The sequence below is a fragment of the Cognatundibacterium squillarum genome (genome assembly GCF_014652435.1).
GTDB lineage: Bacteria > Pseudomonadota > Gammaproteobacteria > Burkholderiales > Burkholderiaceae_D > Undibacterium > Undibacterium squillarum.
The window spans coordinates 397026-409451 of the sequence record NZ_BMYU01000003.1; the positions used below are offsets into that span (position 1 = coordinate 397026).

9 protein-coding genes are annotated in these 12426 nt (G+C 53.8%); 2 read left to right on the forward strand and 7 right to left on the reverse strand.

The annotated features are described in order from the left end of the window. Nucleotides 1-241: 241 nt before the first annotated feature. Nucleotides 242-1783 (reverse strand): methyl-accepting chemotaxis protein, encoded by a 1542-nt coding sequence (locus IE092_RS19020; RefSeq protein WP_189356736.1) that lies wholly within the window; start codon nucleotides 1781-1783, stop codon nucleotides 242-244. Between the two features lie 425 nt (nucleotides 1784-2208). Between IE092_RS19020 and IE092_RS08845 the strand changes: the two genes are divergently transcribed. Next, a complete protein-coding gene (locus IE092_RS08845) occupies nucleotides 2209-3591 on the forward strand; it encodes a hypothetical protein (RefSeq protein WP_189356737.1) in 1383 nt (460 codons plus the stop codon). 228 nt (nucleotides 3592-3819) lie between these two features. Here the strand turns inward: IE092_RS08845 and IE092_RS08850 are convergent, their stop codons facing one another. The 3 genes from IE092_RS08850 to IE092_RS08860 all read right to left on the reverse strand — a co-directional run bounded on the left by IE092_RS08850 (nucleotide 3820) and on the right by IE092_RS08860 (nucleotide 6518). Then, nucleotides 3820-4290: a DUF2721 domain-containing protein gene (locus tag IE092_RS08850; RefSeq protein ID WP_308427125.1), complete on the reverse strand. Its 471-nt coding sequence runs from the start codon at nucleotides 4288-4290 to the stop codon at nucleotides 3820-3822. A 171-nt stretch (nucleotides 4291-4461) separates the two neighbouring features. After that, nucleotides 4462-5802, reverse strand: a complete 1341-nt coding sequence (locus tag IE092_RS08855; RefSeq protein WP_308427126.1) for an ATP-binding protein — start codon at nucleotides 5800-5802, stop codon at nucleotides 4462-4464. After that, nucleotides 5799-6518 carry a response regulator gene (locus IE092_RS08860; RefSeq protein ID WP_189356738.1) on the reverse strand — a complete coding sequence of 240 codons (720 nt, stop codon included), beginning with the start codon at nucleotides 6516-6518 and terminating at the stop codon, nucleotides 5799-5801. Before IE092_RS08860 ends, IE092_RS08855 begins: the two co-directional genes overlap by 4 nt. Nucleotides 6519-6803: 285 nt before the next feature. Between IE092_RS08860 and IE092_RS08865 the strand changes: the two genes are divergently transcribed. Then, on the forward strand, nucleotides 6804-7328 hold the full coding sequence (locus IE092_RS08865; protein ID WP_189356739.1) for a Spy/CpxP family protein refolding chaperone: 525 nt from the start codon (nucleotides 6804-6806) through the stop codon (nucleotides 7326-7328). 25 nt (nucleotides 7329-7353) lie between these two features. On the opposite strand, the gene IE092_RS08870 is transcribed toward IE092_RS08865, so the two are convergent. From IE092_RS08870 to paeA, 3 genes are all read right to left on the reverse strand, one after another. Continuing rightward, nucleotides 7354-9579: a bifunctional diguanylate cyclase/phosphodiesterase gene (locus tag IE092_RS08870; protein ID WP_189356740.1), complete on the reverse strand. Its 2226-nt coding sequence runs from the start codon at nucleotides 9577-9579 to the stop codon at nucleotides 7354-7356. Nucleotides 9580-9681: 102 nt separating this feature from the next. Next, nucleotides 9682-10956, reverse strand: a complete 1275-nt coding sequence (locus IE092_RS08875; RefSeq protein ID WP_189356742.1) for an Hsp70 family protein — start codon at nucleotides 10954-10956, stop codon at nucleotides 9682-9684. A gap of 59 nt (nucleotides 10957-11015) precedes the next feature. Beyond that, complete coding sequence (gene paeA / locus IE092_RS08880) at nucleotides 11016-12323, reverse strand: polyamine export protein PaeA (protein ID WP_229793105.1); 1308 nt, start codon at nucleotides 12321-12323, stop codon at nucleotides 11016-11018. Nucleotides 12324-12426: the final 103 nt, after the last annotated feature.

A 12426-nucleotide genomic window follows, 5' to 3' on the forward strand; every position in this document is an offset into this window, starting at 1 on the left:
CTTTCACAGAAAAACCGAAAACCGGATTATGCGCCGGTTCAAAAAATGCTGCTGACGGTGAAAAAACACTTGAAGGCTGAAGTAACCGCTTTAACGGCAGGCCTCAGGCAATACAAATAACGACAAACGTCAGGCGTGAACTCCGGAATATGCGCGTATAAAAAAAGGGAAGTCACTGCAGCAGTGCTTCCCCTGACGGATACGAAGTGGATACTGGAAAATGTTCGCGACGGATGCAGCCTCACAGTTTGAATGCAGACACAACCCTAGCCAGCCCTGCCGCCTGTTCTTCCAGACTTTCCGCAGCTGCCGCCGCCTGTTCAACCAGTGCGGCATTTTGCTGTGTCATTTCATCCATTTGTGTAATGGCGCGGTTAACTTCTTCAATGCCTGCACTCTGTTCCTGACCGGCTGCGGTAATTTCCGACATGATATCGGCGACGTGGCGGACGGATTTGACGATTTCTTCCATTGTCTGTCCAGCGCCGTTTACCAGTGCACTGCCGGTATCCACTTTATCAACAGAATTGTGAATTAAAATCTTAATTTCTTTCGCCGCAGAAGCACTGCGCTGGGCCAGACTGCGGACTTCTGATGCCACCACCGCAAAGCCGCGTCCCTGTTCACCGGCCCTTGCTGCTTCAACGGCGGCATTCAGCGCAAGGATATTGGTCTGGAAAGCGATACCGTCAATCACGCTGATGATGTCCACAATTTTGCGTGAACTTTCTTTGATTTCATTCATGGTCTCCACGACCTTGCTGACTTCTTCACCACCTTTTACTGCGAACTGAGAAGCAGAAGTGACCAGCGTATTTGCCTGACGTGCATTGTCTGCATTCTGACGCACAGTTGCCGTGATTTGCTCCATCGAGCTGGCGGTTTCTTCCAGCGCACCGGCCTGATGTTCGGTACGTGACGACAAATCCGCATTGCCCAGCGAAATTTCGCTGGATGCGGTCGCGATGGCATCGGTACCGGTACGCACTTCGCGCACAATGCGGTACAGATTGTCATTCATTTCCTTCAGCGCATTCAGCAGTTCACTGATTTCGTCGCGACCATCACTTTCTTTCAGGTGAGCGAGTTCACCTGCGGCCACCTGTTTTGCAATGCCCACGGCGTCACGCAATGGCCGGGTGATACTGCGTGTCACGAATAAAGAAAACGCGGCACCGGCACCGATCACGATTAAGGATAAAACGATAATGGTGACGCTGAGTTTACGGTCGCTGCTTTCGGCCTGTTCAGCAGCGGCTGCGGTTGCCTGATCCTGAATATCAACCAGGCGGTTCAGTTCGACCAGCGCTTTTTGCTGCAAAGGATCAATTTGCGTCGAGATCAGTTTGACAGCTTCTTCACCATTGAAAGAAGACAGCATTTTGAAGGCTTCTTTCAGCGGCGCATCGGTTTGCTGTGACAGCGAAACGACTTGTGCAATCAGCTTTTTCTCATCATCGCTGATGTCCAGCTGTTCGAGTTTTTCGCGTGCTTCGTTGAAACGACCCTGATAGGTTTTCACCAGATTTTTTTGTTTTTCGATTTCGCCGATATCGGATTGCAGGCCGATATTGCGAATCGCCAGACCACCTTCCAGCAGACTGGTCTTCATGCTGGCCGCCAGCGCCGTTTTGGTTTTGGAGAGATTAAGACCCGTCATCATTTGCTGGCGATTTCGGGTACTCAGGGTATTGCTGACCAGAATCATGATAAACATGCCTGCAAGCACTACCGAAAATCCGGCAACAAGGCGTGAACCAATGCGTAACTGACGTAAATTCATACTCAATTCCTCATCAAAGCTGAATCATGGCGAGTGCAATGAACATACTGGCCAGCTGACACGGTATTGGCCCGGAATACTGAACCCGGACTTCAGAATGCCCGCTGTAGCCTGCAGTGTTTGCATGCGCCCTTAATGCATTATGCGGGTAGTATGCTCATACTATGCCAGTTTGACGGGTGTGCCTAGTTGTTAAAGAGCAACTTATGAGTATGCAATAAATGTTCACAAATTTTTAACGATTGCATTTTCGTTCAGACATGGACGCATGAAAAAACCTCTCGCAAAAATAGTATTTTCACAATTCTGTTTTGGGCTGGCTCGCTTACAATGAGTGATAGTTTTTATTTCATACCTTTCCGAACTGATGCAGTAACAGTCGTTATCAGTCGTAATTTTTTATGATGAATTTGTCAGGAGGTACTGTGTCAACATTATTGCGAGTTGCAGCCGGTGTGGCTGTTGTGGGATTACTGAGTGCCTGTGGCGGCGGTGGTGGCGGAAGTACGACAAGCGCAACGACATCGCCGGTCAGTCTGAATGTTCCGGTGCCGCAAACGGTGTCTACCAGCGATGCGCTGACGTTTACCGCGAAAGCATCCAGCAGCGCCGGTACCATCACCAAAATGTTCTGGCAGATTGAAACCCAGACGCTGGGTGCGAATCCTTTAACCGGTGTGACCAATGCTGACTGCAAAACCGTGACCACCGACAGTTCCGGCACCACGTGTGCATTGCAGCTGTCGCCACCGGCAACACTGACTGCGGATTACACCTACAAAATCAGCTTTTTTGCGTATGACAGCGCTGGTAACAGCAATACCGGCGCAACCACGCTGAAAGTGCTGCAATCAGCGTCAACGACGAATAATCCGGTTGCTAAAACCGGTGCGGATGCCACCGTGACTTCCGGCGATAAAGTCAGCCTGACCTGCGCCGGTAGTGGAGGCACACCGGCCAGTTCCGGCACGCCGTACGCGTATCAGTGGGTGGTCAGCGATGCCGCCGGCCTGACCCTGACACTGGCAAATGCGGGTGCTGCCAGCGCCAGTTTTGTGGCACCGGTGGTCACACAGGCGACGGCGGTGAAACTGCAGTGCCGTGTCACCGATGATAAGCAGCGCACCGGTACTGCGACCCAGACGATTACGATTAATCCGGTGGTGAAACCTACTGTGGTACCGATCTCTTACAGCGGCGGCACAGTGCAGCCGGGTACCGTGGGTACGCTGGATGGCAGCAAATCGGCGATGTATGACGCTAACGGTAATCTGACGACCGGCACGCTGTATTTCCTGTGGCAGTACAAATCCGGTCCGAGCGGCAGCACACCGCTGAGTGTGAATAATGCAGGCAGCGCTGTCGCCAGCGTGCTGTTCCCGAGCGTGGTGACGACCACGTCCACTTATGTGTTTACGCTGAATGTTTCCACTGCGCCGATTGCGCCGGACGGTACGTCAAAAGATGTGGTGAAGCAGCTGGATGTGTTGTTTTATGTCAGCGCCCTGCCGCAGATTACGCTGACACCGGTGCAGCAGATTATTCAGGTGCGTTCCGGTGATGCGGTGCAGATGCAGGTGAATGCAAGCGCATCGAGCAGCGTGCCGGTGTATTACGCGTGGACCCAGATTTCCGGTTCTCCGCTGGTGACACTGGTGGGGGCGAGTTCCTCGAAGGCAGGATTTATCGCGCCGGCCGTCAGCGCCACTACCACCATGATGTTCCGCGCTTCAGCCTCGTATCAGCCAGTGACGGTGTCGAATCCGGGTGATGCCAGCGCTGATCTGATCGTGCAGATTCAGCCCTGAGTCTGCATCGCCGAAACACCGATAAAAAACACCGGCCTGCGTTTGCAGAGCCGGTGTTTTTATTTTCAGAAGCCGGAGCAGGTCTGACATTGCCTGAAACTGCCTGAAATTGCCCCAAATGCGGTGTTCAGCACAGCGATCCGGCGGTCGTCGGCAGAAAGTCCGGGCCTCCGCAAATGTCAGATGACGATATTTGCACAGCCAGTGGTGCTGGCGGGCATCTGCAGGTCAGCGCGACAGGCGGCGGATGCGGTCGCGCGCATGCTGGCGGTGCAGGGTGCGGGTCGCTACGAAGATTTCCCGCATGAAGTAAATGAAGCTGCCGATCAGCGATAACACACCGCAGACGAACAGTGACGCAATCCATTTATCCAGCCCCAGGCCGGTCGCGTCGCCCATGAACAGCAGCGCAATCACCAGACACACAAACAAACCGCAACTGGTGCTTAAGGTGATCGCGCGGTTGATCAGATACGAGCGCTGATACAACTCGTCGAGTTCGGCTTCCAGATTGTCGCGGTCGCGCGGATTGTCTTCATCCAGCAAAGATTCCACGGCCCGCGCACGGTCGATGATGCGTGCCAGACGGCTGGTTAATACCGATAACTTGGTACCGACACCGGTGAGCAGAAATACCGGTGCAATCGACAATTGAATAATGTGGCTGACATCACCAAGCTGCAGGTTGATCAGGCTCATGCAATTTCCTTATACGTACGCTTACTTGCTTTCAATAATGCCGTTGCCTGTCAGGCAAAACGACGAACGGTCTTCACCATAACGTAAAGCAAGTTGGCATTCAAGCACAAGGCTGTGCAGCAGACCGTAAAAAGGCAGCAGAAGCCGCAGATTCTGCGGCAGGAAAAGGAATCAGGCCGTGTGGCGCGGTAAAGTCAGGCGTACTTCCAGTCCGCCGCCTTCGAGGTTTTTCAGACGCAGCTGGCCACCGTGCTGCTGGGTGATGTTTTGCGCAATGGTCAGCCCCAGACCGGTGCCGCCGGAATCGCGCGAACGGGAAGACTCCAGCCGGAAGAAGGGTTCCAGCACCTGTTGCAGGTATTCGGCCGGAATGCCCGGCCCCTGATCCCGCACATAAATATGTACCAGATGCGCTTCCGCCTGTTCACCGGCTTTCAGCCTGACGAATGCAGACTGACCATACTTCACGGCGTTATCCATCAGATTCGTCAGGCAGCGGCGCAGTGCTTGCGGTCTGCCCATGATTTGCAGACCGGCTTGCCCTTCAAAGCGGACGGTCTGGCCTGCATCCTGCGCATCTTCACACAGGCTGTGCAGCAGCGATTCCAGATCGACCTGCACCACCGGTTCCGATGAATCCATACTGCGTGCCAGATCCAGCCCTTCACGTATCATCATCTGCATCGCAGACAAATCGCCGATCAGCTTGTCACGCAATTCGGTGTCCTGCACTTTCTCCAGTCGCAAACGCAAACGCGTGACCGGCGTCTGCAAATCATGCGTAATCGCCGCCAGCATATTGGTGCGCTGACTGATGTGCTGACGGATGCGCGCCTGCATTGCATTCAGTGCATGCGTTGCCTGGCGGATTTCGATACTGCCCTGCTCCCTGACCGGCGGACGGTTAATATCCAGCCCGAGTTCGGCTGCAGACTGCGCCAGATGCTGCAGCGGACGCATCGTCATTTTTGCAATCAGATACGCCAGCACGCCGATGGACACCAGCAACAGCAGCAGGATTTGCATAAAGTCTTGCCGGAACGGTGGCAGCGGTGAGCGCGGTGGTAACACGGTCATGCGCAGATTGGTCCCGTCGTGCAGCGTGATACCGAGTGCCTCGCAGTTTTTGCCTTCCGCGCTGGGCGGACACAGCAAATGATCGTTGTCACTGAGCGAAACCACACGGAAGCGCTTACCGAGCCGCTGGCTGACGGCACGTGCGTATTCCGAATGGGCGCCGCCATTGCTGGCAACCAGTGGCAGCGTCGTGACCTCCAGACCGAGCTTGGGCGCAGTCGCCAGAAACTGTGCACGGTTATCTGCCGGTAATACATCCAGTGCGCGTACCAGCTGTTCTATGCGGTCTATCGCATGGTTTTCACGAAACTGGGTCAGGGTTTTTTCGCGCTCGCCGAATGCCAGCCAGCCGGTCAGGCTTGCGCTGAGAATCACGCCGAGTAAGAGCAGGGAAAACACCCTGCCCCACATCGAAGAAAGAACCGGAATGCTCACTCTTCCGTGCTGACGATCACAGACAGCACATAGCCGCCGTTACGCACAGTCTTGATGATTTGCGGAGAACGCGCATCTTCGCCCAGTTTCTGACGCAGACGGCTGATCTGAATATCAATCGAGCGGTCAAACGGATCGGCATCGCGGCCATGTGTCATGTTCAGTAACTGATCGCGGTTCAGAATCTGGTTCGGATGCTCAAGGAAAATCGTCAGCATTTTGTATTCCGCGCCGGACAGCGACACAATGGTGTTGTCCGGGCTGACCAGATGGCGTGCAGTCGTATCCAGCACCCAGTCACCAAAGCGGAATTTACGCGGTTGTGCGGTTTCCGGATTTTTTGCTGCCTGCGTACGGCGCAACACACTGCGAATACGTGCCAGCAATTCACGCGGTTCAAACGGCTTCGGTACATAATCATCCGCACCCATTTCCAGACCGAGAATGCGGTCCAGCGGTTCCGAGCGTGCGGTCAGCATAATCACCGGCGTGGCAGACTTGCCGCGCAAAGTACGGCACAGACTCAGGCCATCTTCACCCGGTAAATTCAGATCCAGTACGATCAGTGCGAAACTTTGTTGCTGCAGCGCAGCCCACATGGCTTTGCCATCGGCTGCGGTGGTCGCTTTAAAACCATTACCGTCCAGATACTCGCCCAGCAGGGAGCGAATATCGCGATCATCATCAACGATCAGAATGTGTGTAGAAGTATCCATGCAAATATTATGCGTTGGCAGCAGGCGGTTAAGTGGAGGCGGTTTGTATCGCTTTGTTATGATAACGCGTTGTCAGGAAAACTGTGAAACATGGCATTCCGCAAGCCCTGCCAGCTTGTTACTTAGGGATACAATGTCCTGCAAAAATGATATGTTCCGGCGCGATAAAAAAGGCAAACTTCTTTCTGTCACAGCGGAAATGGCCTGATCCCGGAAAACGCCGCGCAGACGCAAACAGTTTCTGACAACCCGGTATGTGCCGGCGTTTATTAAGGAGTGAGGATTATGAAACGTCATCAACAATGGATTATCAGCACTTTGCTGGCCGCAGTCTGCAGCAGCGCAGCATGGGCACAAACGCCACCACCACCACCGCCTGCTGAGCCGGGTCATCCGCATCATCCTGCCGGTCATATGGATATGGAAAAATGGCAGGAAAAAGCCCGTGAACGCATGGCAAAACGTCAGGCAGAACTGCATGATCAGCTGAAAATCACTGCTGCGCAGGAAGGTGTCTGGAAAGCGTTTATCCAGAGCATGGAACCGAAGATGCCGCCGAAGCCGCGTGATCCGCAGGAAATGGAGAAGCTGAATTCGGTTGAGCGTATGGAAAAAAATCTGGACGGTATGCGTGAACATCAGGCGCAGATGCAAACCCGTCTGACAGCCATGAAAAATCTGTACGCGGCACTGAATCCTGAGCAACAGAAAATTTTTGACGAGCAGCACAAGCGTGTCAAAAAAGAAATGCAGGACCGCATGGCAAAACAAATGATGCGTCGTGATCCCCCCGCGCCGGATCGTCCGTAATGTCTGACCATGGCTTCCCGTAGTCTCAGCCGCGGGAAGCTATCCATTGCATCAGATCGTTCTCCAGCATCGGCATTCCGATAAAATAGCCCTGCCCCTCCTGACAACCTGCTGCGCGCAGATAGTCCCAGTGTTTCTGGCTTTCTATGCCTTCGGCAATCACTGCCAGATTCAGTTTTTTTCCCAGCTGTATGATCAGTTCTGCGATACGCGGACCGGCAGCGCTGTCAATTTGCGTGACAAAGGCGCGGTCAATTTTCAGGCGGTCAGCGGGTAATTTATCCAGATAACTGAGCGAAGAAAAACCGGTACCGAAATCATCAATCGCAATGCTGACGCCGAGTTGTTTGAGTTCAGCCAGACGCTGTTCAAACAATGCACTGCCTGCCATCGTGACGGACTCTGTGATTTCGAGTTCCAGACAGGCTGGTTCCAGTCCGCTGTCCTGCAAGGCTTTACGCACGGTCGCGACAAAATCATCCTGCCGGAACTGCACTGCGGAAACGTTGACACCCATACGCTTCGGCGCACATTGCTGTTTTTTCAGACTGGCCATGAAAAAACAGGCGGTACGCATCACCCACGCACCGAGACTGACAATCAGTCCGGAATATTCAGCGAGCGGAATAAATTCGACCGGCGGTATCATCGCGCCGTTGTCGCTGCGCCAGCGTATCAGTGCTTCCAGTCCGGTGAACTGACCGGTACTCAGCTCAATTTGCGGCTGATACATCAGGAATAGCCGCTCCGCATCAAAAGCTTTGTGCAGGTGCTGCATCAGCGTGGCACGTTCGCGGATTTCCGTACCCATTTGCCGCGTGAATACGGTATAGCTGCCGCGCTGCGTGGATTTGCTGCGTTTTAAAGCAATGCTCGCATCTTTCAGCATATCGGCGCCGCCTGTGCTGCCTTCGTAAAGGCTGACCATGCCGATGGAACAGGTAACGGTATGCTGGGTTTCTTCAATCGGGAACGGTTGCGCAAACAATTGCCGCAGACTTTCCGGCTGCAGCAATTCTGCAGGCCCGAGCAGACCAAAGACGTCGCCGGAAATGCGTGCCAGAAAGACCTGTTCGCCGAGTTCATTGCCTAATCTGCGTGCAATGGATTGCAGCAGCAAATCGCCGTAGTGATGGCCAAGCACATCATTCATCTCGGCAAAATCATCAATGTCTAGCAAGGCAACCACTTGCGCAGCCGTTCCTTCTTTCAGCACGGTATCAATCTGTTCAATAAAGCGCAGCCGGTTTGGCAGGCTGAGTAACTGATCGCGGTAAGCATGGTTTTTCAGCTGGCTGACCAGATTCAGATTATCCAGACAGACACCGAGATTGGAGCAAAACACTTCCAGCAGATGACGGTTAATTTCCGACAGTGCAAACGGCAGATCAATATAGGCTGCCAGCGGGCGATTACCCCGACCCGAGAAAAACAGGGTCATATTTTTTTCCTGATACAACGGTTCACGCCGTGTCAGCACATGCAGTAAAGCGTCGCGAATCACAGGATTACTGATATCGGTGATACTTTTATGCATCAGATCGCGGTACTGACCGGCGGAGGCAATCACATTAAACTGTTGCTCATGCACGCCGTCAGCGCTTTCGCCCTGCGCACACAGCAAGCCTTCCGGCGGTACACCGCACAGTGCGGAAATCTGGGTAATCACGCCGGCAGCAAACGCCTGAATACCGTGATCGAACGTAAATGAGGCACTGGATTCGATGATCTGATGCAGGCCGCGCCGGCTCGCATCGATGGTGCGGATCTGATCGTAAGAGCGTATCGCTGCAGTTAATGAAGTCAGCAGCTTTTTGCGGGTGAGCTCGCTTTTGGTTTTGTAATCATTGATATCGAAGTCGCGGATCGCGTCTTCTTCGGGGGCATAACCGGGTTGTCCGGTACGCAGGATAATCCGGGTATCGGACCAGCGTAATTCATCGCGGATGAAGCTGACCAGTTCCAGACCGGCATGTTCGGTTTCCATCACCACATCCAGCAGAATCACGGCAACATCATTCAGTGACGGGAATAACTGGCGGGTTTCGGCTTTGGAGTAAGTGTGGATAAATTCCAGTGGCCGGTTCAGGATGGTGGTTTGCTGCAGCGCGAAGCGGGTGGAACGGTGGACATCTTCATCGTCGTCCACAATCGCGATTTTCCACGGCGGTAAGCCGGATGCATGCGCATTGTCCGGCTGTTTATCGTCGTCATCATCAATAAACAACGTGTCATCTTCTTGCTCAGCCATCTTACCTCCGGTAATGAACTGCACCAGGAATCTTATTCCCAGTATAACCGAAGGTCAGAGGCTGTCATTCCGGAAAACACGGTGCGCAGGCACCGTTGTTGTTTATCCGAAATGTTGTTGCGCCTGACGGGCCAGACCCGCGCCGATGCTGCCGAACAGGTCGCCTTCCACCGCACGTGCCTGCGGTACCAGTGCATGGATATGACGGCGCAAACCGTGGACACCGCTGGCACCACCGGTGAAGTACACCGTATCGACTTGTTCCGGCCGCACACCGGCTTGCTGAATGACCGTGCCGACCGCGGCAGCAATCTGATTACACAGTGTCAGCGTACTCAGATCAAAGCCTTCACGGCTCAGGTTCAGTGCCGGTGCACTGGTTTCCTGCGGCAGCTTCAGGCGGTCCAGTGCTAATTGCAGATTTTCCTGTTCCGACAATGCGATTTTGCTGTGTTCTGCCTGAATCGCCAGCCAGTGACCATCGCGGTATTCCACCAGTTGCAGCAAACGTGCAAATGCCTGTTTATCGGGGCCTGCGGCCAGATCACGCGCTACGTCCTGCAGTTCGCGCCAGACTTTCTGGGTGTAGGCCAGATTAATCGTATGCCAGGTCGCCAGATTGAAATAATACGCAGACGGAATCGCATTGCCGTTGGCCAGTTGTCCGCCGTAACCCAGCATAGGCATCAGGTGTGCAAGGCTTAAGGTTTTATCAAAATCCGTACCGCCCAGATGCACACCGGCATTCGCCAGAATATCCTGCGAACGGTCTTCGCGTTTTGCGGCTTCCGGTGATAAACGGATCAGCGAAAAGTCTGAAGTACCACCGCCGATATCGGCGACCAGTACCAGTTCTTCTTTAGTGATACCGGCTTCGTAATCCAGCGCAGCAGCAATCGGCTCAAACTGAAACAGCACTTCCTGAAAACCGGCTGCGCGGGCGATGTCTGCCAGCGTATCCTGTGCCAGCTGATCCGCCTTGCTGTCATCATCAATAAAATGCACAGGACGGCCAAACACCGCATGGGTCAGCGACTGGCCGCTGGCGCGTTCTGCACGCTGGCGCAGTTCATGAATAAACTGACTGAGCAGCGCACGGAAAGGCAAAGCCCTGCCCTGCACTTCTGTCTGCCCTTCGATTAAAGGCGTACCGAGCAGGCTTTTCATTGAGCGCATTAAGCGGCCTTCATCACCGCTCAGATAACCGGCCAGCGCCGCACGGCCATAACTGACCTGATCTTCATCGGCATTAAAAAATACCGCCGACGGCAGTGTTTGTTTATCCTGCTCCAGCGGCAGCAAATGCGCTGCCGCGCCGCGCATCACGCCGACGGTTGAGTTAGAGGTACCGAAATCCACACCACAGGCATGCACCATGTTTTTCCTTCTTCAAAACAAAAACGCCGCCAGCAGGCGCTGACGGCGCGGTTTTCCGCTTACTGACCGGATGCCGGCGGGCTTTGGCGCACCACCAGTAACTGATCAATCCGGAAATGATCAATATCCACGACTTCAAACTTGTAGTCGCCGACCATCACAAAGTCGGTACGCTTAGGTATCCGCTTGAGCATGGTCATCATAAAACCGGCTATCGTCTCATAGCTGCCCTGCTCCGGCAAGTGATCCAGCCCGAGAGCGCGGCAGACATCTTCAGCGGAAGTCGCACCGTCAATCAGCCAGCTTTGCTGATCACGCTGCACGATCTGGTCTTCTGAGAACGGATGCACCAGATTGCCCATCAGGGTATTCAGTACGTCGCTGATGGTAATCACGCCCACCACCAGTGCATATTCATTCATCACCACCGCAAAATCTTCGCGTCCGGTTTTGAATTGTTCCAGCACATCCGACAAGGTCAGTGTGTCCGGAATCGCCAGCACGGTACGCACTGACAATTCATTCAGGCGGGTGAATGATTGTCCGGTGAGCACACGGCGCAGAATCTCTTTGGACTCGACATAACCGACGACCTGATCAATCTGTCCGTCACACACCAGAAACTTGGTATGCGGATGCTCAGCCACTTTCTGACGCACCACATCTTCACTGTCCTGCATGCTCAGATAAATGATGCTGTCGCGCACGGTCATTGCGGACGGCACCGTACGGCTGTCCAGTTCAAACACATTGCCGATCACATGCTGTTCATGCTCCAGCAGCACGCCGGCTTCTGCACCGGCATCCACCATTGCCACGATTTCATCCGAAGTAATTTGTTCATCGCGGGTTTGCGGTAATTGAAACAGCCGGAAAAATAAATCAGCGAGGCTGTTAAATAACCAGACCAGCGGTTTGAATGCACGCAGACACAGCAGCATCGGACTGACCACCAGTAACGCGACTTTTTCCGGTGCAATCATTGCGAGCCGTTTCGGAATCAGGTCAGCAAATAAGATGAAGATAGACGTTACCGTCATGAAAGAACTGACAAAACTCAGCGTCGGTATCCAGCTCTGATTACCGGCCAGCCAGTAAATGCTTTGTTCGATGTAAGGCGTCAGCGCCTGTTCGCCGAGGATACCGCCGAGTATCGCAACGCCGTTCAGGCCGATCTGCACTACCGTGAAAAAATGGCCGGGCGCTTGCTGCAAGGCCAGCACCCGCGCCGCACGCAGATCACCTTCCGCCTCCAGCATTTGCAGCTTCATTTTGCGCGCTGCCGCCAGCGAAATTTCAGACATGGAAAAAAATGCACTGATCGCGACCAGCAGGCCGATGATCAGTAAATGGTCGATAAATGCCACGGGACAAACTCCTTTCTCATATGCGCAGGCACGCATATGCTTGTCTGCATCATAACGTACTCTTATGACTGCAGAATGGCAAGCAAGAGCAAGACAGCGTATG